The 25686-nt window shown below is 64.1% G+C and carries 26 protein-coding genes; 18 read left to right on the top strand and 8 right to left on the bottom strand.

Features of this window, described 5'->3' with window-relative positions; translation table 11 throughout:
* Positions 1–52: 52 nt before the first annotated feature.
* From P0D71_RS08990 to lnt, 7 genes are all read left to right on the top strand, one after another.
* Positions 53–1036: a LysR family transcriptional regulator gene (locus tag P0D71_RS08990; protein ID WP_408479764.1), complete on the top strand. Its 984-nt coding sequence runs from the start codon at positions 53–55 to the stop codon at positions 1034–1036.
* Positions 1037–1177: 141 nt separating this feature from the next.
* Positions 1178–2551: a tRNA (N6-isopentenyl adenosine(37)-C2)-methylthiotransferase MiaB gene (gene miaB / locus P0D71_RS08985; protein WP_408479763.1), complete on the top strand. Its 1374-nt coding sequence runs from the start codon at positions 1178–1180 to the stop codon at positions 2549–2551.
* 71 nt (positions 2552–2622) lie between these two features.
* A complete protein-coding gene (locus P0D71_RS08980) occupies positions 2623–3696 on the top strand; it encodes a PhoH family protein (RefSeq protein WP_095418276.1) in 1074 nt (357 codons plus the stop codon).
* 48 nt (positions 3697–3744) lie between these two features.
* Positions 3745–4206, top strand: coding sequence for an rRNA maturation RNase YbeY (gene ybeY / locus P0D71_RS08975; RefSeq protein WP_091799244.1), 462 nt, complete (start codon positions 3745–3747; stop codon positions 4204–4206).
* 50 nt (positions 4207–4256) lie between these two features.
* Positions 4257–4994, top strand: coding sequence for a gamma-glutamylcyclotransferase (locus P0D71_RS08970; protein ID WP_408479762.1), 738 nt, complete (start codon positions 4257–4259; stop codon positions 4992–4994).
* Positions 4995–5196: 202 nt separating this feature from the next.
* Positions 5197–6090: a CorC family transporter gene (locus tag P0D71_RS08965; protein WP_408186172.1), complete on the top strand. Its 894-nt coding sequence runs from the start codon at positions 5197–5199 to the stop codon at positions 6088–6090.
* A 142-nt stretch (positions 6091–6232) separates the two neighbouring features.
* Complete coding sequence (gene lnt / locus P0D71_RS08960; RefSeq protein WP_408479761.1) at positions 6233–7942, top strand: apolipoprotein N-acyltransferase; 1710 nt, start codon at positions 6233–6235, stop codon at positions 7940–7942.
* Between the two features lie 9 nt (positions 7943–7951).
* On the opposite strand, the gene P0D71_RS08955 is transcribed toward lnt, so the two are convergent.
* Positions 7952–8566: a glutathione S-transferase C-terminal domain-containing protein gene (locus tag P0D71_RS08955; protein WP_408479760.1), complete on the bottom strand. Its 615-nt coding sequence runs from the start codon at positions 8564–8566 to the stop codon at positions 7952–7954.
* 203 nt (positions 8567–8769) lie between these two features.
* Here P0D71_RS08955 and P0D71_RS08950 point away from each other — a divergent pair, with 203 nt between their 5' ends.
* From P0D71_RS08950 to purH, 5 genes are all read left to right on the top strand, one after another.
* Positions 8770–10176: an aminopeptidase P N-terminal domain-containing protein gene (locus P0D71_RS08950; protein ID WP_408479759.1), complete on the top strand. Its 1407-nt coding sequence runs from the start codon at positions 8770–8772 to the stop codon at positions 10174–10176.
* Between the two features lie 17 nt (positions 10177–10193).
* Positions 10194–11585 (top strand): UbiH/UbiF/VisC/COQ6 family ubiquinone biosynthesis hydroxylase, encoded by a 1392-nt coding sequence (locus P0D71_RS08945; RefSeq protein ID WP_408301239.1) that lies wholly within the window; start codon positions 10194–10196, stop codon positions 11583–11585.
* A gap of 229 nt (positions 11586–11814) precedes the next feature.
* Positions 11815–12873 (top strand): tRNA dihydrouridine synthase DusB, encoded by a 1059-nt coding sequence (dusB, locus tag P0D71_RS08940; RefSeq protein ID WP_408301237.1) that lies wholly within the window; start codon positions 11815–11817, stop codon positions 12871–12873.
* Positions 12870–13103, top strand: coding sequence for a Fis family transcriptional regulator (locus P0D71_RS08935; RefSeq protein ID WP_006049915.1), 234 nt, complete (start codon positions 12870–12872; stop codon positions 13101–13103). Before dusB ends, P0D71_RS08935 begins: the two co-directional genes overlap by 4 nt.
* 55 nt (positions 13104–13158) lie before the next feature.
* Positions 13159–14724 carry a bifunctional phosphoribosylaminoimidazolecarboxamide formyltransferase/IMP cyclohydrolase gene (gene purH / locus P0D71_RS08930; protein WP_408301235.1) on the top strand — a complete coding sequence of 522 codons (1566 nt, stop codon included), beginning with the start codon at positions 13159–13161 and terminating at the stop codon, positions 14722–14724.
* Positions 14725–14974: 250 nt separating this feature from the next.
* Here purH and P0D71_RS08925 read toward each other — a convergent pair whose 3' ends face one another.
* Positions 14975–15214, bottom strand: a complete 240-nt coding sequence (locus P0D71_RS08925; RefSeq protein ID WP_408301233.1) for a hypothetical protein — start codon at positions 15212–15214, stop codon at positions 14975–14977.
* A 139-nt stretch (positions 15215–15353) separates the two neighbouring features.
* Here P0D71_RS08925 and ruvC point away from each other — a divergent pair, with 139 nt between their 5' ends.
* From ruvC to P0D71_RS08905, 4 genes are all read left to right on the top strand, one after another.
* Positions 15354–15896: a crossover junction endodeoxyribonuclease RuvC gene (gene ruvC / locus P0D71_RS08920; RefSeq protein WP_007180437.1), complete on the top strand. Its 543-nt coding sequence runs from the start codon at positions 15354–15356 to the stop codon at positions 15894–15896.
* Between the two features lie 109 nt (positions 15897–16005).
* Entirely contained in the window at positions 16006–16587 is a 582-nt protein-coding gene (ruvA, locus tag P0D71_RS08915; RefSeq protein ID WP_091799214.1) for a Holliday junction branch migration protein RuvA, read from the top strand.
* A 119-nt stretch (positions 16588–16706) separates the two neighbouring features.
* The gene (gene ruvB / locus P0D71_RS08910; RefSeq protein WP_095418265.1) at positions 16707–17771 is read left to right on the top strand and encodes a Holliday junction branch migration DNA helicase RuvB; all 1065 of its coding nucleotides are present in this window, start codon (positions 16707–16709) and stop codon (positions 17769–17771) included.
* Positions 17772–17802: 31 nt separating this feature from the next.
* The gene (locus tag P0D71_RS08905; protein WP_408186167.1) at positions 17803–18744 is read left to right on the top strand and encodes an oxygenase MpaB family protein; all 942 of its coding nucleotides are present in this window, start codon (positions 17803–17805) and stop codon (positions 18742–18744) included.
* Positions 18745–19133: 389 nt separating this feature from the next.
* Here P0D71_RS08905 and P0D71_RS08900 read toward each other — a convergent pair whose 3' ends face one another.
* The 3 genes from P0D71_RS08900 to tyrS all read right to left on the bottom strand — a co-directional run bounded on the left by P0D71_RS08900 (position 19134) and on the right by tyrS (position 21658).
* Positions 19134–19805 (bottom strand): histidine phosphatase family protein, encoded by a 672-nt coding sequence (locus P0D71_RS08900; protein WP_091799205.1) that lies wholly within the window; start codon positions 19803–19805, stop codon positions 19134–19136.
* A 118-nt stretch (positions 19806–19923) separates the two neighbouring features.
* A complete protein-coding gene (gene dtd / locus P0D71_RS08895; protein ID WP_134457836.1) occupies positions 19924–20382 on the bottom strand; it encodes a D-aminoacyl-tRNA deacylase in 459 nt (152 codons plus the stop codon).
* Between the two features lie 31 nt (positions 20383–20413).
* Positions 20414–21658, bottom strand: a complete 1245-nt coding sequence (tyrS, locus tag P0D71_RS08890; protein WP_408301230.1) for a tyrosine--tRNA ligase — start codon at positions 21656–21658, stop codon at positions 20414–20416.
* A 206-nt stretch (positions 21659–21864) separates the two neighbouring features.
* Here tyrS and P0D71_RS08885 point away from each other — a divergent pair, with 206 nt between their 5' ends.
* Positions 21865–22995 carry an anhydro-N-acetylmuramic acid kinase gene (locus P0D71_RS08885; RefSeq protein WP_408479758.1) on the top strand — a complete coding sequence of 377 codons (1131 nt, stop codon included), beginning with the start codon at positions 21865–21867 and terminating at the stop codon, positions 22993–22995.
* Positions 22996–23077: 82 nt separating this feature from the next.
* Here the strand turns inward: P0D71_RS08885 and erpA are convergent, their stop codons facing one another.
* The 3 genes from erpA to rplM all read right to left on the bottom strand — a co-directional run bounded on the left by erpA (position 23078) and on the right by rplM (position 24554).
* Complete coding sequence (erpA, locus tag P0D71_RS08880; protein ID WP_013340463.1) at positions 23078–23443, bottom strand: iron-sulfur cluster insertion protein ErpA; 366 nt, start codon at positions 23441–23443, stop codon at positions 23078–23080.
* Positions 23444–23721: 278 nt separating this feature from the next.
* Positions 23722–24114 carry a 30S ribosomal protein S9 gene (gene rpsI, locus P0D71_RS08875; RefSeq protein WP_011489810.1) on the bottom strand — a complete coding sequence of 131 codons (393 nt, stop codon included), beginning with the start codon at positions 24112–24114 and terminating at the stop codon, positions 23722–23724.
* Positions 24115–24125: 11 nt separating this feature from the next.
* Entirely contained in the window at positions 24126–24554 is a 429-nt protein-coding gene (rplM, locus tag P0D71_RS08870; protein WP_020069304.1) for a 50S ribosomal protein L13, read from the bottom strand.
* A 684-nt stretch (positions 24555–25238) separates the two neighbouring features.
* Here rplM and P0D71_RS08865 point away from each other — a divergent pair.
* Entirely contained in the window at positions 25239–25661 is a 423-nt protein-coding gene (locus P0D71_RS08865) for an OsmC family protein (RefSeq protein ID WP_408352147.1), read from the top strand.
* Positions 25662–25686: the final 25 nt, after the last annotated feature.

The following is a 25686-nucleotide window of genomic DNA, read 5'->3' as shown; positions in this document are numbered from 1 at the left end:
ATAATTGGCGTAGCATTTGAAGCATTTTCAAATCTGATTTGAAAGAACTGCCATGGACAACCTCGGTGACATTCGCCTGTTCGTTGAAGCGGCGCAGCAAGGCAGCCTGTCGGCGGCGGGCCGCAAGATGGGCCTGACGCCGGCCGCCGCCAGCGCGCGCCTCGCCAAGCTCGAAGCCGGCCTCAAAGCGCGCCTGTTCGAACGCACCACCCGTCAACTCCGACTCACCGACGAAGGCCGCCTGTACCTGAATTGCTGCCGTCAGGCGCTGCAATCGCTCGACGACGCCGAAGCCGCCCTGCAAGCCGGCCAAGGCGTGGTGCGCGGCAAGGTGCGGGTGTCGGCCACCTCGGACTTCGGCCGCAATCTGCTGATGCACTGGCTCGACGAGTTCAACGCGCTCTATCCGGAAGTGACCTTCGCGCTGACGCTCTCGGACTCGCTGTCGAATCTAGTGCAGGAGGATATCGATCTGGCGATCCGCTTCGGCGTGCCGCAGGACAGCTCGCTGGTCGCCCGCAAACTGGCGCCGAACCGCCGCGTGCTGTGCGCGTCGCCGGACTACATCGCACGCAAGGGCGAACCGAAGGATCCGCACGATCTCGCGAATTTCGACTGCATCGTGCTCGGCACCGCATCCGGGCCGGTGAACGAATGGCGGTTCACGCGCGGCGACGAGGTGCAGCACTACACCGTGCCGTTCGAAACCGCCCGTGAGACCAACGACGGCGCGGTGGCCCGCGAATGGGCGCTGCGCGGTTACGGCATCGTGATCAAGTCGATGTGGGACGTGGAAGCCGACCTGCGCGCCGACGGCCTGAAAATCCTGCTGCCGGAATGGCGTTATCCGAATGCGCCACTGCACGCGCTCTACCATCGCAACCGCTTCATGGCGCCGCGTGTGCGCGTGCTGCTCGACTTCCTGAGTGAACGCTTCGCGCGCGTGTCGGATGAACTGGAAGGGTTGCTGGGCTTGCCGCCTGAGCCGGCGGGCCGCAAGGCGGCCGCGGAAACCGCATCGCGCGAAGGGCTATAATATTGAGCTACGCTGCAAACGTGCCCCGAAACCCGCCCGCCAGTGGCCGAAAGCGCCGCCACACGGCCCGCGCGCACGTTTCGCCCCTCTTCACCTTTTAAACGACGCCCCCAGGTTAACCACTGCGACCGGCGAAATTCGATGACCAAGAAAGTTTATGTAAAGACCTTTGGCTGCCAGATGAACGAGTACGACTCCGACAAAATGGTCGACGTACTCGGCGCGGCTGAAGGACTCGTCAAGACCGACACGCCGGAAGACGCGGACGTCATTCTGTTCAATACGTGCTCGGTGCGCGAAAAGGCCCAGGAAAAAGTTTTCTCCGACCTCGGCCGCGTGCGCGAACTGAAAGAAGCGAATCCGAATCTGATTATCGGCGTGGGCGGCTGCGTGGCGAGCCAGGAAGGCGCGTCGATCGTTGCGCGCGCGCCGTATGTCGATCTGGTGTTCGGCCCGCAAACGCTGCACCGTCTGCCGCAAATGATCGACAAGCGCCGCGAAAGCGGCCGCGCGCAAGTGGACATCACGTTCCCGGAAATCGAAAAGTTCGATCACCTGCCGCCGGCTCGTGTGGACGGCCCGAGCGCATTCGTGTCGATCATGGAAGGCTGCAGCAAGTACTGCAGCTATTGCGTCGTGCCGTACACGCGCGGCGAAGAAGTGTCCCGTCCGCTGGACGACGTGCTGACCGAAATCGCCGGCCTTGCCGATCAGGGCGTGCGCGAAGTCACGCTGCTCGGCCAGAACGTGAACGCCTACCGCGCCGGTCTCACGCTCGGTTCGTTGGAAATCGCCGACTTCGCCACGCTGATCGAATACGTCGCGGATATTCCGGGCATCGAACGGATTCGCTACACCACGTCGCATCCGAAAGAATTCACGCAGCGCCTGATCGACACCTACGCGAAGGTGCCGAAGCTCGTCAGCCACCTGCATCTGCCCGTGCAGCACGGCTCGGACCGCATCCTGATGGCCATGAAGCGCGGCTACACGGTGCTCGAATACAAGTCGGTGATCCGCAAGCTGCGCGCGATCCGCCCCGACCTGTCGCTCTCCACGGACATGATCGTCGGCTTCCCCGGTGAGACGGAAGAAGACTTCGACAAGATGATGGCGCTCGTGCACGAGATGAAGTACGACACCAGCTTCTCGTTCATCTACAGCCCGCGCCCCGGCACGCCGGCCGCGAATCTGCACGACGACACGCCGCGTGAGGTGAAGCTCAAGCGTCTGCAGCATTTGCAGGCCACCATCGAGGAAAACGTGCAGCGCATTAGCGATTCGATGGTCGGCAAGATCGAGCGCATTCTGGTCGAGCGCCCGGCGCGCAAGGACCCGAACGAACTCGCGGGCCGCACCGAAAACAACCGGGTGGTGAATTTCCCGGCGCCGGTCGCGTCGCACTCGCGGCTGATCGGCCAGATGGTGGACGTGAAAATCGTCAAAGCGTACCCACATTCGCTCCGTGGCGAGCTCGTGCTGGTGCATGACGACGCACCGGCCACGACCCACTGAGCGACGCCAACCCGCGACGCAAATCCGCGAAGCAACCCGCGTATCGAAACCGACAGGATCGAACCACCGCCTTGAAGACCACTCAGCAGCATCTGGAATTCACCGCACCGCGTGAAGACAACGCGCGGCTCGCCAACCTCTGCGGCCCGCTCGACGAAAATCTGCGCCAGATCGAGCAGGCGCTCGACGTGACGCTGCAACGCCGCGGCCACCGCATCACGATTCGTGGACGCGGCGCGAAACTCGCACTCACCGCGCTCGAAAAGTTCTACGACAACTCACAGAAGCCGCTGTCGGTCGACGACATCCAGCTCGCGCTCGTTGAAGTGCGTCAACCGGCACGGCATCGCGCGAACGGCAACGGACACGGCACGGAAGCGATAGACCCGCGTTTCCCGGGCAATCCGGATCATCCGTTCGACCAGCCCGCCGACGCCGTGGACGACGACGTCGAAGAACTCGGCCCGAAGCTGTACACGCGGCGCGCGGATCTGCGCGGCCGCACGCCGGCGCAGCGCGAGTATCTGAAGCAGATCATCTCGCACGACGTGACCTTCGGCATCGGCCCGGCCGGCACCGGCAAGACCTATCTGGCGGTGGCCTGCGCGGTGGACGCGCTGGAGCGCGATCAGGTCAAACGCATCGTGCTGACGCGTCCGGCTGTGGAAGCGGGCGAGCGTCTCGGCTTCCTGCCGGGCGATCTGGCGCAAAAGGTCGATCCGTATCTGCGTCCTTTGTACGACGCGCTGTACGACCTGCTCGGCTTCGACAAAACCGCCAAGATGTTCGAGCGGCAGATGATCGAAATCGCGCCGCTCGCGTACATGCGCGGCCGCACGCTGAACCACGCGTTCATCATTCTCGACGAGGCGCAGAACACCACGCCCGAACAGATGAAAATGTTCCTCACGCGGATCGGCTTCGGTTCGAAAGCGGTCGTGACCGGCGACACGACCCAGGTCGACTTGCCGCGCGGCCACAAGAGCGGTCTGATCGAAGCACAGCAGGTGCTCGCCGACGTACGCGGCATCGCGCTCACACGCTTTACGAGTGCGGACGTGGTGCGGCATCCGCTGGTCGCGCGAATTGTGGAGGCGTACGATGCGCATTCGCAGAAAACCGCCAGTCCGGCGGATTCGCGCTAATCGCCCGCAACCGCAACGAACGCAAAAAACGCAACACGACGAAACCGCATGAGCCGCGCCCCAAAACTGACGTTGAACCTGCAATTCCCCGCTGCCAAGGCCTGGCCGGAACACAAGGCGCTGCTGCCGCGCGCCACCGTGGCCGGCTGGATCAAGGCGGCGCTCTTTGCGGACGGTGAACTGACCGTGCGTTTCGTCGACGCCGAAGAAGGCCGCACGCTGAACCGCACCTATCGCGGCAAGGATTATTCGACCAACGTGCTGACCTTCGCCTACGCCGAGTCGGAAGACGATCCGGTGACGGGCGACCTGATCCTGTGCTGCCCGGTGGTCGAGAAGGAAGCCGCCGAGCAGGGCAAGCCGCTCGTCGCGCACTACGCGCATCTGCTCGTGCACGGCACGCTTCACGCCCAGGGCTACGACCACGAAGTCGAGGAAGAAGCCGAGGAAATGGAAGCGATCGAAACGGAAATCCTCGGCAAGCTCGGGTTTCCCGATCCGTACCAGTAGGCGCTGATCGCCAACGCGCCTCCAACGCCCAACCCGCACAAAAGCCCATCGTGAGCACCTCGTCCCCTGAAGCCGACACCCGAACGCCCTGCCCGGACTATCCACCGGTGCTCGGCGAATCGCGGCTGCTGACAGACGAGGAACTGCGCGCATCGCTCGACTGCACGCTGCGCGACTGGGACCGCAAAAGCGATCTGTGGCTGTTCGGCTATGGGTCGCTGATCTGGAATCCCGGCCTGCCCACCGTCGAAGCAACCCGATCGCGAGTTCACGGCTACCATCGCGGACTCTATCTCTGGTCGCGCGTCAATCGCGGCACGCCCGAACAGCCGGGCCTCGTGCTCGCGCTCGATCGCGGCGGCTCGTGCACCGGCATCGCGTTCCGGCTGGCGGCCGAAGGCTCGGCGCCGCATCTCGAGGCGCTCTGGCGCCGCGAAATGGCAATGGGCTCGTATCGGCCGGCGTGGCTGCCGTGCGTGCTCGCCGACGGCCGGCGCGTCGATGCGCTGGCGTTCGTGATGCGCCGCGACGTGCCAAGCTACACGGGCAAGCTGCACGACGACATCGTCAAAACCGTGTTCGGTTGCGCCAGCGGTCGCTACGGTACTACGCTCGATTACGTCAGCCGCACCGTGCATGCGCTGCGCGAAAGCGGCATGCCGGACCGCGCGCTCGAAGCGCTGCTCGAACGGTGCCGCGAGGAAAGCCGCGAGGCGGGCCGGAAAGTGGGCGCGACGGCGGACGTCAAAGCTAACGTCAAAGCGGACCTCAAGACCGACCAGGAATAATCGTCACGAATGGCGCTTTTTTTCCTGGAAACGCTTTTCCGCGCGTAATCAGTTAGGATTGACCCACGCCCGCCCTTCACGGCGAAGCCGCTTCACCCCAGCTTCACTCATCGCCCAGCCCGGCGGGACACGGTCCTGCCATGTGCCTGGTGTATCCTTAATGCTCTGCAACAGCGCGCCCAGTCTTGCCGGGCGCACTACCATGAACGACACGTATCCCAGTCGACGCCATACCGACAAACCGCAGGAAAAGCGCTCACTCCTCGAGCGTCTGACTGACTTCATCTCGCCTGAGCCCGACTCGCGCGCCGAACTCCTGGAAATTCTGCAGGACGCGCACGAACGCAACCTGATCGACGCCGACTCGCTGTCGATGATCGAAGGCGTATTCCAGGTCTCTGAACTCAGCGCGCGCGACATCATGGTGCCGCGTGCGCAAATGGACGCGATCAACATCGCGGACAATCCCGCCGAATTTATCCCGTACGTGCTGGAAAAAGCGCACTCGCGCTATCCGGTCTACGAAGGCAATCGCGACAACATCATCGGCGTGCTGCTCGCCAAAGACCTGCTGCGCTACTACGCCGAAGAAGAGTTCGACGTGCGCGGCATGCTGCGCCCGGCCGTGTTCATCCCCGAGTCGAAGCGTCTGAATGTGCTGCTGCACGACTTCCGCGTGAATCGCAATCACCTCGCGGTGGTGGTCGACGAATACGGTGGCGTGGCCGGCCTGATCACGATCGAAGACGTGCTGGAACAGATCGTCGGCGATATTGAAGACGAATACGATTTCGACGAGGAAAGCGGCAACATCATCGCCTCGCCGGACGGACGCTTCCGCGTGCGCGCGCTGACCGAAATCGAACAGTTCAACGAAGCCTTCGGCACGCATTATTCAGACGACGAAGTCGATACGATCGGCGGACTGGTCACGCATCACTTCGGACGGGTGCCGCATCGGGGCGAAAAAGTCCGCCTCGACGATCTGATCTTCGAGATTCTGCGCGGCGACGCCCGCCAGATTCACATGCTGCTGGTGCGCCGCGATCCGCTCGCCGGCCAGCGCGAGCGCGAAGCGCAGCACGTGCAGACCTGATCCGGTTGCGGCCGGTTTTCTCGCCGCTTCTTCAGGTCGCTTTTCGGCTCGCTGCTTAGTCCGCTTTTTGGCTCGCTGCTTAGCTCGCTTTTCGACCCGCTTTTCAATCCGCTTCTCAACCCCTCACGCCGACCGCGCAACAATGGCCGACCCGATAACTTCCCGTTCGCGCCGCGGCGTGAACGCTTCCGCCGCCGAGCAAGTTCGCGGCCGCACGCTGCCTCGCTGGCACTACCTCGTCGCGCTGGCCGCCGGCGCGGCCAACACGCTTTCGTTCGCGCCGACGCCGCACGGCGGCTGGCTCGAACTCGCGATCTTCGTGTTCTTCTTCGCCTGGCTCACGCGTACCACAGGCTGGAAAAGTGCCGCGCTGACGGGCGGCGCCTTCGGCTTCGGCAATTTCGTGACCGGCGTGTGGTGGCTCTACGTCAGCATGCATTTTTACGGCGGCATGGCGGCGCCGCTCGCCGGCGCGGCCGTGGTGCTGTTCTCGCTCTATCTGGCGGTTTATCCGGCGCTGGCGGCCGGTGTCTGGTCGTTCTGCGCCGGTCACGCGCGCAATGGCGCAGCCCCGGACGACACACCGTTCTCGCCCACATGGCACGGGGCGCTGGCGTTCGCGAGCGCATGGGCGATCGGCGAATGGTTGCGCGGTACGGTGTTCACGGGCTTTCCGTGGCTTGCCAGCGGTTACGCTCAAGTGGACGGCCCGTTCGCCGGTTTCGCACCGGTGGCGGGCGTATACGGCGTCGGCTGGATGCTAGCGCTGGTGGCTGCGCTGATCGTGCAGGCGCTGCTGCCGCTACTACGCTCGCGCAAGCCGCGCGGCAACGCCAACGGCGACGCCGGCCGCAACGGCGCGAAGCCGGGTGTGTCGCGCGTCGCCGCGCCTGGCGCGATCGCGCTGGCGCTGATCGCAGCCGGACTGCTGCTGCCGCTCGTGCAATGGACCGTGCCGGCCAACGCCCCGCTGACCGTGCGCCTGCTGCAAGGCAACGTCAAACAGGAAATGAAGTTCGAGGAATCCGGCATGCGCGCCGCGATCGACCAGTATCAGCAGATGATCACCTCGAAGCCGGCCGATCTGATCGTCACGCCGGAAACCGCCATTCCGGTACTCGCGCAACAATTGCCGGCGCCCTTCGCGTCGGCGGTGCGCAACTTCTCGGACACGACGGGCAGCGCAATCCTGTTCGGCGCGATCGGCGGCACGATCACACCGGAGGGCCAGGTAATCGACTATACGAACAGCCTGTTCGGCGTCACGCCCGGCACGCGCGACGTCTATCGCTACGACAAACACCACCTCGTGCCGTTCGGCGAATTCGTGCCGTGGGGCTTCCGCTGGTTCGTCAACCTGATGAGTATCCCGCTCGGCGATTTCTTCCGTGGCGCGCCGGTGCAGAAGCCGTTCATGGTCCACAACCAGCCGGTCGCGGTGGACATCTGCTACGAGGATATTTTCGGCGAAGAGATTGCGCGGACCATTCGCGAAAGCGACACGCCCGCCGGCGTGCTGGTCAATTCGACCAATCTGGCCTGGTTTGGCGACACGATCGCGCTCGACCAGCATCTGCAGATCGCGCGCATGCGTTCGCTGGAAACCGGCCGCCCGATGCTGCGCGCGACCAACACCGGCATGACCGCCGCGATCGATGCCAACGGCAAAGTGCTCGGGCGCCTGCAACCCTACACGGTCGGCTCGCTCGACCTCACGGTGCAAGGCACTTCCGGCAGCACGCCGTATGTCACGAGCGGCAACAACACCGTGCTGGCGGTTTCACTGTTTCTGCTGGCGTTCGGCTTTGCGTTCGGGCCGGGTATCAGGCGTCGAAAGAACGGCAAGCAGTAAGACGCCGGCCTAGTTGACGGGCACCGTATCGATGAACGACTGGCGCAGCGAGAGCTTCTGGAAGTGTTTGTCCAGATTCGGGTACGGCTCGCGCCAGTTCAATTCGGGCATGCGGAAATCCAGATAGCCCAATGCGCAGCCCACCGCGATGTCGGCGAGCGTGTAGTGATTGCCTGCGCACCAGGTCTTGCTGCCCAATCCCTGCGCCATTGCGATCAGGGCTTCGTCGATCTTGCGCTGCTGGCGGGCGACCCACGCGTCCACGCGCTGCTCCGGCGCGCGCTGCGTGCCTTCGAGGCGAATCAGCACCGCTGCGTCGAGCACGCCGTCGGCGAGCGCTTCCCAGCAACGCACCTCGACGCGCTCACGTCCCGACTGGGGAATCAGCTTGCCGACCGGCGACAGCGTATCCACGTATTCGCAGATCACCCGCGAGTCGAACACCGCTTCGCCATCTTCCATGACGAGGCACGGCACCTTGCCGAGCGGATTGAAGGTGTGAATCCGGGTGTCCGGCGCCCAGACATTCTCGGGCACCAGTTCGTAGTCGATCTTCTTGTCGGCCAGCACGATGCGCGCTTTGCGCACGAAGGGGCTGCCGAGCGAACCGATGAGTTTCATCATTACCATCTGCCTTTTCCTGAATCCGGCGAAAGTATAAGTGCTCGGCGGCTTTAGCGAGCGTTCACGCGCGTCGTGGCGACGCTTCGCGAGCCGCATGCAGCCTCGCTGTGGGCGGGTTGCAACGGCGCCGCGGACACCTTCGCCCCCGCTCGCGTCAGTATCCCGCGCAAAATAACTCCGTGCATGGGCGCTACAATCGCACGATGAACCAGCCGACCGAACCCACCATCGCCATCGACGTCTACCGCACGCGCCGTGAGCGCGTACTCGCCGCGCTCCGGGCGGCGGGCGGCGGCGTCGCCATCGTCCCCACCGCACCGGAAGCGCTGCGCAACCGTGACGCCGATTATCCCTATCGGCACGACAGCTATTTCTACTACCTGACCGGCTTCACCGAACCCGAGGCGTTGCTGGTGCTCGACGCCAGCGCCGCGCCCGGCGCGCCGGCTTCGGTGCTGTTTTGCCGCGACAAGAATGTCGAGCGCGAGACGTGGGAAGGTTTCCGCTTCGGCCCGGACGGCGCGCGCGCGGCATTCGGTTTCGACGCGGCGTTCGCCGTCGGCGAAATCGATACGCAGCTGCCGCGTCTGCTCGCCGACAAACCGGCGCTGCACTATGCGCTCGGCACCTCGCCGCAACTGGACGAACGGGTGCGCGGCTGGCTCGACGCGGTGCGCGCTCAGGCGCGCGGCGGTGTCGCCGCACCGGCCGCCGCCCACGATCTCGTTCCGTTGCTCGATGACATGCGGCTCATCAAGGACGACCACGAACTCGCCATCATGCGCCGCGCCGGGCAGATCTCGGCCCACGCGCATCGTCGTGCAATGGCCGCGTGCCGTCCCGGCGTGCGTGAATATGAACTCGAAGCCGAACTGCTCTACACGTTCCGCAAATTCGGCGCGCAGGCACCGGCTTATACGTCGATCGTCGCCGCGGGCGCGAACGCCTGCGTGCTGCACTACCCGGCGGGCAGCGCCATTGCACAGGACGGCGACCTGATCCTGATCGACGCGGCCTGCGAACTCGACGGCTACGCCTCCGACATCACGCGCACCTTCCCCGCGAGCGGCCGCTTCACGCCGGCGCAGCGCGAGCTGTACGACATCGTGCTGGCCGCGCAGCAGGCCGCCATCGACGCCACCCGCGCCGGCGCCACCTTCGACGACCCGCACCAGGCCGCCGTGCGCGTGCTGTCGCAGGGCTTGCTCGACACCGGCATCATCGAGCGCGCAAAGTTCGCCTCGGTAGAAGACGTGATCGCGGAGCGCGCCTACGCGCCTTTCTACATGCACCGCACCGGCCATTGGCTCGGCATGGACGTGCACGATGTCGGCGACTATCGCGAACGCGGCGCGCCGCGCGACGAAGCGGGCGCGTTGCCGTGGCGCACGCTGCAGGCATCGATGACGCTGACCATCGAGCCCGGTCTGTATATCCGGCCGACCGAAGGCGTGCCCGAGCGCTACTGGAACATTGGCATCCGCATCGAGGACGACGCCGTCGTCACGCCCACCGGCTGCGAGCTGATGACGCGCGAAGTGCCGGTCGCCGCCGACGAGATCGAAGCGCTGATGCAGGAAGCCCGCGCGGCTCGCGAAACAAGCAAGTAATAGGGAAGTAATCCGCAATGAACGATGTTTCCCAGTCGACGGTGATCCTGAAGCCCGCCGCGGCCGGCCAGCCTTTCGATTTCGACGTGACGATCGTCGGCGCCGGTCCGGTCGGGCTGGCGCTGGCCGGCTGGCTGGCGCGCCGCAGCGCGACACGGGAGTTGAAGATCGCGCTCGTCGACGCGCGCGAGCCGGAAGATTCGATCGCCGATCCGCGCGCCATCGCCGTGTCGCACGGCAGCCGGATGATCCTGGAGCCGCTGCGCTGGCCCGCCGACGCGACCGCGATCCAGCGTATCCACGTCTCGCAGCGCGGCCACTTCGGCCGCACGCTGATCGACCACAGCGAGCACGGTCTGCCGGCGCTCGGCTACGTGCTGCGCTACGGCTCGATCGTCCACGGTCTCGCCGAGGCGGTGCACGCCACCTCCGTGCACTGGTTCCGCTCCACCTCGGCCGGAGCGCCGACGCAGGAACGCGACGGCGTCACGCTGCCGATCGAAACCGCGGGCGTCACGCGGCAGTTGCGCACGCGCATTCTGGTGAATGCCGAAGGCGGCCTGTTCGGCGACCAGAAGTCAGGAAAAGGCCCAGTCAAACGGAACGACCAGGGAGCCGGCGTGAATGTGGGCGAGCACGCCGGCCACCATGAGAACGGCGAAACTCGTGACAACCGAGCCGCCGGCATCGAGGCGACAAGCGCCGGTCAGCAAACCGGCCGGAACGGCGCGGCCGCACGGCGCGCTGGCCGAGCCGCGGTCGAACCGGGCTCGCGGGACTACGGCCAGACCGCACTCGTCGGCACGGTGACCGTGTCGGCGCCGCAACCGCACGTCGCGTGGGAGCGCTTCACGTCGCAAGGTCCGATCGCGTTGCTGCCCATGGGCGGCGTGCGCGGCGCCGATTACGCGCTGGTCTGGTGCTGCGCGCCCGAGGAAGCCGCGCGCCGCGCGCAGCTCTCCGACGAAGCCCTCCTCCAGGAACTCGGCGCCGCGTTCGGCGACCGCATGGGCCGTTTCACGCATATCAAGGGGCGCGCGTCGTTCCCCTTGGGACTGAACGCCGTGGAAACGCTCGTCAACGGGCATATCGTCGCGATCGGCAACGCGGCGCAGACGCTGCATCCGGTAGCCGGTCAGGGCCTGAATCTGGGACTGCGCGACGCACACTCGCTCGCCGACGCCCTCTCGGCGGAAGGTCCGACGCCGCTCGCGCTGGCCACCTTCGCGCAACGCCGCGCGCTCGACCGCCGCATGACGATCGGCGCCACCGACACCCTCGCGCGTCTCTTCACCATCGACTTCGCGCCGCTCGCGATCGTGCGCGGCCTCGCCCTGACCGCGCTCGAATTCCTGCCACCGGTGAAAACCGCGCTGGCACGGCAAATGATGTTCGGACAACGCCGCTAGGCGCGCTGCTCGCCCGCGCCGCGCCGCCTTTTTGCTACACGCGGAAGGTGCCGCGCGGGCGGCGCCGGTTCTATGAAACGGCGCACTTTCATAGAAGATTTAATGGGTTACGACAGACACATGTCGGGTGTCGGCTATCCGTTAACGCTAAAATAGCGGTTTTCCCTCGCATTTCGCGAGTGCTCCGATTGACAGAAACTGAGTAATCGGCCGCGCGCGCGTTCACGTCATGCCCACTCTCGGCTCCCACAATCTGCGTAATAACCTGTTCGTCGCGCCCATGGCCGGCGTGACCGACCGTCCGTTCCGCCAGTTGTGCAAGCGGCTGGGCGCGGGCTATGCGGTGTCGGAAATGGTCGCCTCGAACGCGCAGTTGTGGAAAAGCGAGAAGACCATGCGGCGCGCCAATCACGCGGGCGAGGTCGAGCCCATCGCCGTGCAGATCGCCGGCGCCGATCCGGCCATGATGGCCGAAGCGGCCCGCTACAACGTGGCGAACGGCGCGCAGATCATCGACATCAACATGGGCTGCCCGGCCAAGAAGGTGTGCAACGTGGCGGCGGGTTCGGCCCTGTTGCAGAACGAGCCGCTGGTGCAGCGCATTGTCGAGGCGGTGGTCGGGGCGGTGGGCGTCGGCCCCGACGCGGTACCCGTCACGCTCAAGATCCGCACGGGCTGGGATCGCGAGAACAAAAATGCGCTGAACGTCGCGCGTCTGGCCGAATCGGCCGGTATTTCGATGCTGACCGTGCACGGCCGCACGCGCGCCGACCTGTATCACGGCGACGCCGAATACGAGACCATCGCCGCGGTGAAAGCGGCGGTGCGCATTCCGGTGGTCGCCAACGGCGACATCACGTCGCCGCAAAAAGCCCGCGAGGTGTTGGCCGCGACCGGCGCCGACGCCATCATGATCGGCCGCGCCGCGCAGGGGCGCCCGTGGCTGTTCCGCGAGATCGAGTATTTCCTGCAAACGGGTGAATTGCTGCCGCCGCCGCGCATCGACGAAATCCAGCAGGTGATGAACGAGCATCTCGAAGACCACTACGCCTTCTACGGCGAATTTACGGGCGTGCGCACTGCGCGCAAGCACATCGGCTGGTACACTCGCGGCCTTTCTGGCGCCAACGTGTTCCGGCATCGCATGAATACGCTGGACACCACGCGCGAACAACTCCTCGCCGTCAACGAGTTCTTCGACGCACAAAAGGCGATCTCCGACCGCCTCGTCTATGTCGACGAAACGCTCAACCCGGGCGAGGACCCAACCGACCGACTAGCAGCATGAGCAAGAACAATATCGAACAATCTGTCCGCGACAGCCTGGGGATATATTTCCAGGACCTCGACGGCTCCAATCCGCACGACGTCTACGATATGGTGATTTCGTGCGTGGAAAAACCCCTGCTCGAAGTGGTGCTCGAGCAGGCCGGCGGCAATCAGTCGCTGGCCGCCGAGTATCTCGGCATCAACCGCAATACGCTGCGCAAGAAGCTGCAACAGCACGGTTTGTTGTAGCGCGTTGTAGTTTCTTGCGCCCTGCCACGTTTCCCTTCGGCTTTTCGTCTTCATCATGATCAAGCAAGCGCTCATCTCCGTTTCCGACAAGTCCGGCATCGTCGACTTCGCCAAATCGCTGTCGGACCTCGGCGTCAAGATCCTGTCGACCGGCGGCACCGCGAAACTGCTCGCGGACGCAGGTCTCTCCGTCACCGAAGTCGCCGATTACACGGGCTTCCCGGAAATGCTGGACGGGCGCGTGAAAACGCTGCATCCGAAGGTGCACGGCGGCATTCTGGCGCGCCGCGACCTGCCGGAACACATGGCAGCGCTTGAAAAGCACGACATTCCGACCATCGACCTGCTGGTCGTGAATCTGTACCCGTTCGTGCAGACCGTGTCGAAAGAAGAATGCTCGCTGGAAGACGCGATCGAGAACATCGACATTGGCGGCCCGACCATGCTGCGTTCGGCCGCGAAGAACCATCGCGACGTGACGGTGGTGGTCGATCCGGCCGACTACGCGGTCGTGCTCGACGAGATGCGCGCGAACAGCAACGCCGTGTCGTACAAGACGAACTTCCGCCTCGCCACCAAAGTGTTCGCGCACACCGCGCAATACGACGGCGCGATCACGAACTACCTGACGAGCCTGACCGACGAGTTGCAGCATTCGTCGCGCAACGCTTACCCGGCCACGTTCAACCTGGCGTTCAACAAGGTGCAGGACCTGCGCTACGGCGAAAACCCGCATCAGAGCGCGGCGTTTTACCGCGACCTGGCGGTGCCGGCGGGCGCCCTGGCGAACTACAACCAGTTGCAGGGCAAGGAACTGTCGTACAACAACATCGCGGATTCCGACGCAGCGTGGGAATGCGTGAAGACCTTCGACGTGCCGGCGTGCGTGATCGTGAAGCACGCGAATCCGTGCGGCGTGGCAGTCGGCGCGGACGCCAACGAAGCGTACGCGAAGGCGTTCCAGACCGATCCGACCTCGGCGTTCGGCGGCATCATCGCCTTTAACCGCGAAGTGGATGAGGCGGCGGCGCAAGCGGTGGCCAAGCAGTTCGTCGAAGTGCTGATCGCCCCGTCGTTCAGCGCCGCAGCGCGCCAGGTGTTCGCGGCGAAGCAGAACGTGCGTCTGCTCGAAATCGCGCTGGGCGAAGGCCATAACGCTTTCGATCTGAAGCGCGTAGGCGGCGGCCTGCTGGTGCAGTCGCTCGACTCGAAGAACGTGCAGCCGCGCGAATTGCGCGTGGTCACGAAGCGTCACCCCACGCCGAAGGAAATGGACGATCTGCTGTTCGCCTGGCGCGTGGCGAAGTACGTGAAGTCGAACGCCATCGTGTTCTGCGGCAACGGCATGACGCTCGGCGTCGGCGCGGGCCAGATGAGCCGCGTGGACTCGGCGCGCATTGCGAGCATCAAGGCGCAGAATGCCGGCTTGACGCTGGCGGGTTCGGCCGTGGCGTCGGACGCGTTCTTCCCGTTCCGCGACGGCCTCGACGTGGTGGTGGCGGCGGGCGCGACCTGCGTGATCCAGCCGGGCGGCTCGATGCGCGACGACGAAGTGGTCAGCGCGGCGGACGAACATAACATCGCGATGGTGCTGACGGGCGTGCGTCACTTCCGGCATTGATTTCAGATTCGCGGGCGGCGCAGGTTTCTTGATGAGACTGCGCCGTGTGGCGAGAACTGAGCTTGGAAAGACGGCCTGGCGGATTCTCCGCCGGGCCGTTTTCTTTGGCGCGGCGTTTGTGGCGGGTATGCGCCGCGTTCGTTGCGTCTTCATGCCGTTTCGATGCCGTGCGTGTGCCGTGCTTGTGCCGTGCTTGTGCCGTGTTAGCACCGCGCTCGTACAGCATAATCGCCGCCCCTTCACGCACCGCTCAGTCGTCCACTTCCTTTCTCGTATAACCTCCGCTCACCTCCGCGTGCTGGCTGATATAAGTGCCGAGCCCCTGCCCACGCCGCGCAAGACGCTTGAGCGCGGCAACGTGCCATTCGCCGACACTCGCTTCCGTGTACCAATACACAACCCCCGGCCTGAAGCGGACCGCGACAAAATCGTCGCCGATTTCATAAGCCTCGACGCCCGAGTCGCCGCTGAGATTCCGATAGCGCTCCATTCGCAAACACCTCCCCCACGCCGCCTTACACCACACACAGCAGTTTTTATTCCGCTGACATCGCCGCGCGCCGTCCGCCGCGCAGCGCGTGTGTTGTAGTATCGCAAGCACCTGGTTTTTACCGCTCCTGCGGCACCTCATGAGAATTCTCGGCATCGACCCCGGCCTGCGCGTGACCGGCTTCGGCGTGATCGACCAGAGCGGCCACACGCTCAGCTATGTCGCGAGCGGCGTCATCAAAACCGCCGACGCCGACCTGCCCTCGCGTCTGGGCACCATCTTCGAAGGCATTTCGACGCTCATCCGCCAGCATTCGCCGGATCAGTCAGCAATCGAAAAAGTGTTCGTCAACGTCAACCCGCAGTCCACCTTGCTGCTTGGCCAGGCGCGCGGCGCGGCCATCTGCGGACTGGTCGCGGGCGGCGTGCCGGTTGCCGAATACACGGCCCTGCAATTGAAGCAGGCTGTGGTGGGCTATGGCCGCGCCACCAAGGAGCAGATGCAGCAGATGGTGGTGCGCCTGCTCAATCTCTCCGGCGTACCCGGCACCGACGCCGCCGACGCGCTCGGCATGGCGATCTGCCACGCGCACGGCGGCACGACACTGAGCACGTTGGGCGGCATCGCACCTTCGCTGGCCAAGAAAGGTTTGCGCGTGAGACGCGGACGCCTGGTCGGATAGCGGCCGATGCGGCATCGCGCATATCAACCGCGATTGCGCATGACTCGCAGGCCACTCGCCGCTCACTCGCTGCGCTACACTCGCCCTTTCTCTCAAGATTGAATTCGCCATGATCGGTCGCATTGCCGGCGTTCTGCTGGAAAAAAACCCGCCGCATCTGCTCGTCGATTGCAACGGCGTCGGTTACGAAGTCGATGTGCCGATGAGCACGTTCTACAACCTGCCCTCGGCCGGCGAACGCATCGTGTTGCTCACGCAGATGATCGTGCGCGAAGACGCGCACCTGCTCTACGGATTCGGCACCGCGGAGGAACGCTCGACCTTCCGCGAACTGCTGAAGATCTCCGGCATCGGCGCGCGCATGGCGTTGGCGGTGCTGTCGGGCATGAGCGTTCACGAGCTCGCACAAACCGTCACGATGCAGGACGCGGCGCGTCTAACGCGCGTGCCGGGCATTGGCAAGAAAACGGCGGAGCGGCTGCTCCTCGAACTGAAGGGCAAGATCGGCGCCGACCTTGGGGCGATGGCGGGCGCAGCGTCGGCATCCGACCACGCCTCCGATATCCTGAACGCACTGCTCGCATTGGGTTACTCCGAAAAAGAAGCATTGGCGGCCGTCAAAAACGTGCCGGCCGGCACCGGTGTTTCCGAAGGCATCAAGCTGGCGTTGAAGGCGCTGTCCAAGGGCTGACGTTCGACCGTCGTATTCGGCAGCGAGGCAACGAGTGAAGCTTCGCACATGCCGGCGAGCCGCGCATCCTGGCCATTCGGCCGAGTTTCGCGGCGAGCGGCTCGCGGTACAATGTCCGCATGATCGAAACCGACAAACTCGCCGCCGAGCGCATCATCGCGGCCACGCCCGTCTCGCCGAACGAAGAAGCGTTCGAGCGCGCGTTGCGCCCGCGCCAGCTCGAAGAATATGTCGGGCAGGAAAAAGTCCGCGGCCAGCTGGAAATCTTTATCGAGGCCGCCAAACGCCGCTCCGAATCGCTCGACCACGTCTTGCTGTTCGGGCCGCCGGGCCTCGGCAAGACCACACTCGCGCACATCATCGCGCGGGAAATGGGTGTCAATCTGCGGCAAACGTCGGGGCCAGTGCTTGAGCGCGCCGGCGACCTCGCCGCGCTGCTCACCAATCTCGAAGCCAACGACGTTTTGTTCATCGACGAAATCCATCGGCTCTCGCCGGTTGTCGAGGAAATTCTGTATCCGGCGTTGGAGGATTATCAGATCGACATCATGATCGGCGAAGGGCCGGCCGCGCGCAGCGTGAAGCTGGACTTGCAGCCGTTCACGCTGGTCGGCGCGACCACGCGCGCGGGGATGCTGACCAACCCGCTGCGCGACCGCTTCGGTATCGTGGCGCGGCTCGAGTTTTATAACGCCGAGGAGCTGGCGCGCATCGTCACGCGTTCTGCGTCGTTGCTCAATGCGCAGATCCATCCGGACGGCGCGTTCGAGATCGCCAAGCGCGCACGCGGCACGCCGCGGATCGCGAACCGCCTGCTGCGGCGCGTGCGCGACTTCGCTGAGGTGAAGGCAGACGGCAACATCACCGCGCAGGTGGCCGACGCCGCGCTCAAGATGCTCGACGTGGACGCGGTCGGCTTCGACCTGATGGACCGCAAGCTGCTCGAAGCGATCCTGCACAAGTTCGACGGCGGCCCGGTCGGCGTCGATAATCTCGCAGCCGCTATCGGCGAAGAGCGCGACACGATTGAAGACGTGCTCGAACCGTATCTGATCCAGCAAGGCTTCCTGCAGCGCACGCCGCGCGGCCGCGTCGCCACGCTGCTCACCTACCGGCATTTCGGCCTTGCCGCGCCCGACTCGTCGAGCGCCCTGCCAAGCCTGTGGGACTCGGCCGCGACCTGAGCCGACACGCGTAGCGCGAGACCGAATCAGGATGTCCGACCAAACCAGCCAGCCCAACTCGCGTAGCGGTTTCTCGCAGTTTCTCACCCGCAGGCTCCGCTCGAAGCTGGCAGCCGGTGTCACGCATCTGACCAGCGGCAGCGGCCCCACGCTCGACTATTCGTCGCCTCCGGGCGACCCCGGCCTGTTCGGCCCGCATTCGGTTTGCTGGAAAGTCCACGCCGATTTCACGTCGATGATGACGGGCGGCATCAGCGCGCTCCTGCTCCAGGCGTTGCATCCGCTCGCGCTCGCCGGCGTGTGGGACCATTCGACGTTTCGCACCGACATTCTCGGCCGACTGCGGCGCACCGCGACTTTCATCGCGGGCACGACGTATGGCAATCGGCACGACGCGCTCGTGCTGGTGGAGCGTGTGAAGCGCATCCATCTCGGCGTCAGCGGCGTTGCGCCTGACGGCCGGCCATATCGCGCGAGTGAGCCAGCGCTGCTCACATGGGTGCATGTCGCCGAAGTGTCGAGCTTCATGACCGCGCATTTGCGCTATGTGAATCCGCTGCTGCCCATGGCCGCGCAGGATCAGTACTTCGCCGAAACCGCACGGATTGCCGAAATGCTCGGCGCGACCAACATTCCTCGCTCGCGAGCGGAGATCGACGCTTACTTGCTGGCAATGCAGCCTGAACTTGTGGCAAGCGAGCGCACACGTGAAGTCGTGAGGATTTTGATGAACACGCCCGCCCCGAGTGCGTCGATGCGGCCCGCCGGCGTGTTGATGCTCAACGCCGGCGTCGACCTTCTGCCCGATTGGGCGCAGGCGATGTTGGGACTACAGCGCTACGCGGCACTGCGCCGTGCGGTGGCGAGGCCCGGCGTGCGGCTGGTCGCGCCGGTGATCCGCTGGGCGCTGGTGAACGGCGTGTCAAAGCGGGCGCGCCGCCGGGTGGCCGCGGGTGGGCGCGAGCCGGAATAACGCAGCCGGACGCGGCTCGCACGAGCGCAAACAACTCACGTCGGCATGTTGAGTCTCGCCGATGGAATATGTGCGCAAACCGCGAGCCGATGGTCAGCTCAGCGAACGGCGCGGCACGCTTGCAAGCTGACTCACGCGGATGGGATATGCGTGCAAACCGCCGCGCCGATGGCCAGCTCAACGAACCGCGCACGGCACGCTTGCAAGCTGACTCACGCGGATGGGATATGCGTGCAAACCGCCGCGTCGATGGCCAGCTCAGCGAACCGCGCACGGCACGCATGCAAGCTGACTTGCCAACGGTCGGCAACGCCAATGCGCACCGGGTTCGCGAACGGTCCAAGTCGGCCGCCGCGCAAACTCACACCACCCAACCGGGCACGCGCCGATCAACGCCCCGGCTCTGCCGGCTTCCTGAAGCTGTCGTCCTCGCTCGGCGAATCGAGATGCGAGACATCCGCCCATGCCACGATCGTCGCGTGGCCGTCGCCGAAATCCACCGTGTTCACGCTCGTGTTCAGCAACGGGTAGTCACGCGGCGCATCGAGCGATAGACCGCAGGCAAAGCGCCGCACGCAATCAAGCACGCCACCATGCGCGACGCAGGCAATCCGCCCGCCAGGATGCGCGGCCACCAGCGGTTCGATCGCGTGCAGCACGCGATGGTAAAGCGCGCGTTGCGACTCACCATCCGGCGGTGAGAAGCCGGGATCGCGAGTTTGCCAGTGCGCGTATTCGTCGGGGAAACGCAGCGCGATCTCGTCGCTGTCATGGCCCTGGAAAGCGCCATACGAACGCTCGCGCAGGCCTTCGCGCAACTGCAGCGGCAAGCCCAGTGTGTCGGCGACCGGCTGCGCGGTTTGCTGCGCGCGTTGCAGGTCGCTCGAATAGATCGCGTCGAGCCGCGCACCCTGCTTCGCCTCATGGGCGAAGCGGCGCGCGAGTCGTTGCGCCTGTGCGAGGCCCGTGGTCGCAAGCGGAATGTCGATGTGGCCTTGAATGCGCTTGATGCGGTTCCAGTCGGTCTCGCCGTGCCGGATGAACAGAATCTGCGTCGTCATGGGATGAAAGTGGGCGCCATTGGCCGGTTATGCCGAGCCGCTATTGTCGCAAAAAGCGGCTGGAGGGCTGAAAGGTCGCTGCGTGCCGCAGCACGCATGCGGGAACGACGGCAGAAGATCAGGCGTTGGTCTGCAGCCAGAACGTGACCGGCCCGTCGTTGACGAGCGACACCTGCATATCGGCGCCGAATTCGCCGGTTTCGACGATCGGATGTTTCGCGCGCGCTGCCGCGACGAAATAATCGAAGAGGCGCTTGCCTTCATCCGGCGGCGCGGCCGGCGTAAAGCTCGGACGCAGGCCGCTGTTGGTATCCGCGGCCAGCGTGAACTGCGACACGAGCAGCAGGCCGCCCGCGCGCCCGGCGCCGTCGAGATTTTGCACGGAGAGATTCATTTTGCCGGCCGCGTCGCTGAAGACGCGGTAGCCGAGCACCTTGGCGAGCAGCCGGTCGGCCGCCGCCTCGGTATCGCCGCGTTCGGCGCATACCAGTGCCAGCAGGCCGGCCTCGATCGCGCCGGTCACCCGGTCGGCCACGCGCACTTCCGCGCGCCGCACGCGTTGAATCAGCGCGATCATCGGTTCGACGCCAGAGGCGATACTCGACTCATCATGCCGTCAGCGTGACGCGGGCAAAACGGCGTTTGCCGACTTGCACGACGTACTCGCCGGCTTCGACTTTCAGGCCCTTGTCCGACACGGTCGTGCCATCGATCTTCACACCGCCCTGCTCGATGTTGCGCAGCGCTTCGCTCGTCGACGGCACGAGGTTGGCCTGCTTGAGCAACTGGCCGATCGCGAGCGGTGCGCCCGCGAGCGTCACGGCCGGGATATCGTCCGGCACGCCACCCTTCGCACGATGGTTGAAGTCTTCGAGCGCGCGTTCGGCGTCGGCTTGCGAGTGGAAGCGCGCAACGATTTCCTGGCCGAGCAACACCTTGAAGTCGCGAGGATTACGGCCTGCTTCGATTTCCTTCTTGAAGCCGGCGATTTCTTCCATTGGCCGGAACGACAGCAGTTCGAAGTAACGCCACATCAGCACGTCGGAAATGCTCATCAGCTTGCCGAACATGTCGGTCGGCTTTTCGCTGATGCCGATGTAGTTGTTCTTCGACTTCGACATTTTCTCGACGCCGTCCAGCCCTTCGAGCAGCGGCATCGTCAGAATGCACTGCTGTTCCTGGCCGTATTGCTTCTGCAATTCACGGCCGACCAGCAGGTTGAACTTCTGGTCCGTGCCGCCGAGTTCGAGGTCCGCATTCAGCGCGACCGAGTCGTAGCCTTGCATGAGCGGGTACAGGAACTCGTGGATCGAGATCGGCACGCCGCCCTGAAAACGCTTGGTGAAATCTTCGCGTTCCAGAATCCGCGCCACCGTGTAGCGCGACGCGAGCTTGATCATGCCGTCGGCGCCGAGCGGCATCGACCATTCGCTGTTGTAGCGAATCTCGGTCTTGTCGCGGTCGAGCACGAGCGCGGCCTGCTCGAAATACGTCTTGGCGTTCGATTCGATCTGCTCGCGCGTGAGCGGCGGGCGCGTGGCGTTACGGCCCGACGGATCGCCGATCAGCGACGTGAAATCGCCGATCAGAAAGATCACCGTGTGGCCGAGATCCTGCAACTGGCGCATCTTGTTCAACACGACCGTGTGGCCGATGTGGATGTCCGGCGCGGTCGGATCGAGACCGAGCTTGATACGCAGCGGCTTGCCCGTCGCCGCGCTCCTCGCGAGTTTTTGCGCGAATTCGTCTTCGATCAGCAGTTCATCGACCCCGCGCTTGGTGACGGCGAGGGCGTGACGGACTTCGTCGGTGATCGGGAAGGCAGGGCTGGGCTTGGTGGACTCGGTGCTCATGCTGGAAACTTGAAGTCGCGAAAAAAGGAGATTGTCCCATAGATGCGCGCCGCCGCGCCCATCGACGCAGCCGCAGGCGGGCCGCGGACACGCGATTTCCGCGTCCGGCGCCGTGCCGCCGGCATTGCTGCGCTTTATATTCGGCCGCGCTTCACCCGATAATCTGCTACAACGGATCGCAACGAACCATCGAGAGGAGCAGCAACGTGGCGCAAGACCCCGCAGACGGCGTCTACTTTGGATTGATGTCCGGCACGAGCATGGACGGCGTGGACGGCGTGGCCGTCAGGTTCGCGCAAGGCAAGCCGCCCGTCGTGCTGGCCGAAGCATTTGTCGGCTTTGCCGCGGGCCTGCGCGAGGCATTGTTCGCGCTCCAGCAACCCGGAGACAACGAGATCGAGCGCGAGGCGCTGGCCGCCAACGCACTCGCCACGCGTTACGCGGTGTGCTGCCACGAACTGCTGCACGGCAGCCGCGTACCCGCCGCGGAGGTGCGCGCGATCGGCGTGCATGGGCAGACGGTGCGGCATCGGCCGGAAAAGGGTTACACGCGGCAAATCAACAACCCGGCGCTGCTCGCGGAAATGATGCATATCGACGTGATCGCCGATTTCCGCAGCCGCGACGTGGCGGCCGGCGGCCAGGGCGCGCCGCTCGTGCCGGCGTTTCACGCCACCGTGTTCGGCGCGAAGAACGAAACACGGGTGGTCTGCAATCTCGGCGGGATCAGCAATATCACGATTCTGAACGCGACCGGCAGCGTGCGCGGCTTCGATTGCGGGCCGGCCAACGCGCTGCTCGACGAATGGGCGCAACGCCATCTGGGCAAACCATTCGACGAAAATGGCCATTTCGCGGCGGGCGGCCAGGTGGATCGCACGCTGCTGAACGCCCTGCTCGACGAGCCGTTTTTCAGCCAGCAGCCGCCGAAAAGCACCGGCCGAGATCTGTTCAATGCGCAATGGCTCGACGCGAAGCTACAGCCGTTCGCCACACTCGCCCCAGCGGACATTCAAGCGACGCTGGTTGCGCTTACCGCGGTGACGGTCGCGCGCGAAATCGAGCGGCATGCGTCGGACGCGCGAGCGGTCTATGTGTGCGGCGGCGGCGCGCGCAATCCGGAGATCATGCGGTCCTTGCAGCAGGCACTGGAGGACAGCGGCGTGAGCGGCGTTCCCGTCATGACGACCGAAGCGCTCGGCGTGCCGCCGAGCCAAGTGGAGCCACTGGCGTTCGCGTGGCTCGCGATGCGCTGCGTGGCGCGTCGTCCGGGCAATTTGCCGGCGGTGACGGGCGCGTCCGCCGAGCGCGTACTCGGGGCAATCTACCCGCGTTGAGCGCGGCGCAGATTTTAGCTCAGGCGATAAAAAACGGGGCCGAAGCCCCGTTTTTCACAATCTGATGCTCAACAACCGGCCGTCAAACCGAGAACGATGAACCGCAACCACAGGTGGTCGTGGCGTTCGGGTTCTTGATGACAAACTGCGCGCCGTTGATGTCGTCCTTGTAGTCGATCTCAGCGCCCACCAGATACTGGTAGCTCATCGAATCGATCAGCAGCTGGACGCCGCTCTTGTTCATGACGGTGTCGTCTTCGTTGACGGCTTCGTCGAACGTAAAACCGTACTGAAAGCCCGAGCAGCCGCCGCCCTGCACGAAAACGCGCAGTTTGAGGTCCGCATTGCCTTCTTCTTCGATCAGTTGCTTGACCTTGTCAGCCGCTGCGTCGGTAAAAACGAAGGGGGCGGGCATCTCGGTCACGGGTGTTTCGGTGACTGCGTTCATTCGAACTCTCCAAAAAGCTTCTAACCGCTATTGTAGGGCTGATCTCGATATCGTGCCGAAGCCCACAAAGTCAATGGGTTCTTACAGAAATCAACGACAGGCGCGTTTGCCGCCACCAGCCCGTCAGAGCGGGATAAATCGCCACTCCGGCGACGAGTTCGTTGCCGCAATTGCCGCACCAGCAGCGAGCCGCGAACCCATGAAAAAAGCCGCCTTCGCGAAAGCGTTGGCGGCTTTTGCAGCGCACCGGCCCGAAAGCCGGTTTGCACCCGAAACGATTAACGCTTCGAGAATTGCTTCCGGCGACGTGCCTTGTGGAAGCCGACCTTCTTACGTTCGACTTCACGAGCGTCACGCGTGACGAAACCAGCTTTCGACAGTTCCGGCTTCAGCGTTGCGTCGTAGTCCATCAGCGCGCGGGTGATGCCGTGGCGAACCGCACCGGCTTGACCCGTTTCACCGCCACCCGTCACGTTGACCTTGATGTCGAACGTAACGCCGTGGTTCGTGAGTTCCAGCGGCTGACGCACGATCATCAGCGACGTTTCGCGCGAGAAGTAATCGGCGATAGGCTTGCCGTTCACAACGATATCGCCCTTGCCTGCCTTGATGAAGACGCGTGCGACGGCGCTCTTGCGGCGGCCCGTGCCGTAATTCCAGTTACCGATCATGTGGGCTCCCCTTAGATCTCGAGCGCTTTCGGCTGTTGTGCCGAATGCGGATGCGTTGCTTCAGCGTAGACCTTCAGCTTCTTGATCATCGCGTAGCCGAGCGGGCCCTTCGGCAGCATGCCCTTGACCGCTTTCTCGAGCGCACGGCCCGGGAAGCGTTCCTGCATCTTGCCGAACGTCGTTTCATAGATACCGCCCGGGTAGCCCGAGTGGCGGTAGTACTTCTTGTCAGTAGCCTTGTTGCCCGTGACCTTCAGCTTGCCGGCGTTGATAACGATGATGAAATCACCGGTGTCGACGTGCGGAGTGAATTCAGGCTTGTGCTTGCCGCGAAGACGGTGTGCCACTTCGCTGGCGACACGCCCGAGAACCTTATCCGTCGCGTCAATCACGTACCATTCACGCGTAACCTCATGGGCTTTTGCGGAAAACGTCTTCATGATCGATCCAAAAAAATTGCTGCGCCCAATGTGTTTTTTCCTGCTTGTAGTGTGCGCATCGAGGCGCGTGCAGGCTCTCCCTGGTTCTTCCTCCGCGGGCGCGGATGCGGAAAAGCCCTGAATTATAAAGGAATTTGCTACGGCAAGTCAAAACGTACGGGACTTTGCGTGAGATTCACGGCAATCCGGCAGCCGGGGAGCGCGTTTCGGAGCCCTTTCGTGCCTGATTCGGCTTGCCCGGAAGGGACAAGACGCGGACGTCATGCGGCCTTGCGGATGAAACGCGCGGGCGAAAAAAAACCCGAACTAGCGGTTCGGGTTTAATCCACCAAAGGAGGAGGTGGAGGAGACAGATCGAATTATATGAGCGCACCTTGTGCGACGCAAGAACATTTGCATTGCGAAATTCAATTTCATAATACGGCAATCACCATTCTCGGCCTCAAAGCAACGAATTCTGTTTTAAATCAGTCACTAAAGGTCGGTCGACCTGATATTCAGGTAGACATCGTCTAGAGTAAAACCCCTAAACTCGTCAGGGCATTCCCGAATCGGCTGAACATGCCGCAGCGCAACACGCAAGCCGTCATCACGCATAACCTTCGACAAAAGTCGCCTCGGGCGGACGCTCAAACACCGGGCTACAATGCCGTCTCGATATAGCGAAGCGCGGTGGAGCACAGCATGGAATGCAAAGTGAGCTGGATGGGGCAAGACGGGATGGCGTTCGCAGCCGAGACGGGCAGCGGCCACCTGGTGGCGATGGACGGCGCGCCCGAAGGCGGCGGCCGCAACCTCGCGCCGCGTCCGATGGAAATGGTTTTGCTCGGCACGGGCGGCTGCACCGCCTACGACGTCGTGATGATCCTGAAGAAAAGCCGTCAGGAAATCAGCGATTGCTCGGTGACGCTGAAGGCCGAACGCGCCAGCGAAGACCCAAAAGTGTTCACCAAGATTCATTTCCACTTCACCGTGACGGGCAAGAATCTGAACCCGGCCACCGTGGAACGCGCAATCAACCTGTCGCACGACAAGTACTGCTCGGCGTCGATCATGATCGCGAAGACCGCTGAGCTGACGCACTCGTTCGACATCGTGGCGAACTGAGCGCAGAGCTGCGGCTGCGGCGCGG

Origin of the sequence: Paraburkholderia sp. RL17-383-BIF-A (assembly GCF_046028015.1) — a bacterium.
Taxonomy (GTDB): domain Bacteria; phylum Pseudomonadota; class Gammaproteobacteria; order Burkholderiales; family Burkholderiaceae; genus Paraburkholderia.
Note: the sequence above shows the minus strand (reverse complement) of the source record. Positions and strands in the feature narration are given on the sequence as shown.

Excerpts from the sequence above, each read along its gene's own strand:
- P0D71_RS08990 (WP_408479764.1), top strand. The coding sequence starts at position 53 with ATGGACAACCTCGGTGACATTCGCCTGTTCGTTGAAGCGGCGCAGCAA.
- miaB (WP_408479763.1), top strand. The coding sequence starts at position 1,178 with ATGACCAAGAAAGTTTATGTAAAGACCTTTGGCTGCCAGATGAACGAG.
- ybeY (WP_091799244.1), top strand. The coding sequence starts at position 3,745 with ATGAGCCGCGCCCCAAAACTGACGTTGAACCTGCAATTCCCCGCTGCC.
- P0D71_RS08965 (WP_408186172.1), top strand. The coding sequence starts at position 5,197 with ATGAACGACACGTATCCCAGTCGACGCCATACCGACAAACCGCAGGAA.
- lnt (WP_408479761.1), top strand. The coding sequence starts at position 6,233 with ATGGCCGACCCGATAACTTCCCGTTCGCGCCGCGGCGTGAACGCTTCC.
- P0D71_RS08955 (WP_408479760.1), bottom strand. The coding sequence starts at position 8,566 with ATGATGAAACTCATCGGTTCGCTCGGCAGCCCCTTCGTGCGCAAAGCG.
- P0D71_RS08950 (WP_408479759.1), top strand. The coding sequence starts at position 8,770 with ATGAACCAGCCGACCGAACCCACCATCGCCATCGACGTCTACCGCACG.
- P0D71_RS08945 (WP_408301239.1), top strand. The coding sequence starts at position 10,194 with ATGAACGATGTTTCCCAGTCGACGGTGATCCTGAAGCCCGCCGCGGCC.
- dusB (WP_408301237.1), top strand. The coding sequence starts at position 11,815 with ATGCCCACTCTCGGCTCCCACAATCTGCGTAATAACCTGTTCGTCGCG.
- P0D71_RS08935 (WP_006049915.1), top strand. The coding sequence starts at position 12,870 with ATGAGCAAGAACAATATCGAACAATCTGTCCGCGACAGCCTGGGGATA.
- purH (WP_408301235.1), top strand. The coding sequence starts at position 13,159 with ATGATCAAGCAAGCGCTCATCTCCGTTTCCGACAAGTCCGGCATCGTC.
- P0D71_RS08925 (WP_408301233.1), bottom strand. The coding sequence starts at position 15,214 with ATGGAGCGCTATCGGAATCTCAGCGGCGACTCGGGCGTCGAGGCTTAT.
- ruvC (WP_007180437.1), top strand. The coding sequence starts at position 15,354 with ATGAGAATTCTCGGCATCGACCCCGGCCTGCGCGTGACCGGCTTCGGC.
- ruvA (WP_091799214.1), top strand. The coding sequence starts at position 16,006 with ATGATCGGTCGCATTGCCGGCGTTCTGCTGGAAAAAAACCCGCCGCAT.
- ruvB (WP_095418265.1), top strand. The coding sequence starts at position 16,707 with ATGATCGAAACCGACAAACTCGCCGCCGAGCGCATCATCGCGGCCACG.
- P0D71_RS08905 (WP_408186167.1), top strand. The coding sequence starts at position 17,803 with ATGTCCGACCAAACCAGCCAGCCCAACTCGCGTAGCGGTTTCTCGCAG.
- P0D71_RS08900 (WP_091799205.1), bottom strand. The coding sequence starts at position 19,805 with ATGACGACGCAGATTCTGTTCATCCGGCACGGCGAGACCGACTGGAAC.
- dtd (WP_134457836.1), bottom strand. The coding sequence starts at position 20,382 with ATGATCGCGCTGATTCAACGCGTGCGGCGCGCGGAAGTGCGCGTGGCC.
- tyrS (WP_408301230.1), bottom strand. The coding sequence starts at position 21,658 with ATGAGCACCGAGTCCACCAAGCCCAGCCCTGCCTTCCCGATCACCGAC.
- erpA (WP_013340463.1), bottom strand. The coding sequence starts at position 23,443 with ATGAACGCAGTCACCGAAACACCCGTGACCGAGATGCCCGCCCCCTTC.
- rpsI (WP_011489810.1), bottom strand. The coding sequence starts at position 24,114 with ATGATCGGTAACTGGAATTACGGCACGGGCCGCCGCAAGAGCGCCGTC.
- rplM (WP_020069304.1), bottom strand. The coding sequence starts at position 24,554 with ATGAAGACGTTTTCCGCAAAAGCCCATGAGGTTACGCGTGAATGGTAC.
- P0D71_RS08865 (WP_408352147.1), top strand. The coding sequence starts at position 25,239 with ATGGAATGCAAAGTGAGCTGGATGGGGCAAGACGGGATGGCGTTCGCA.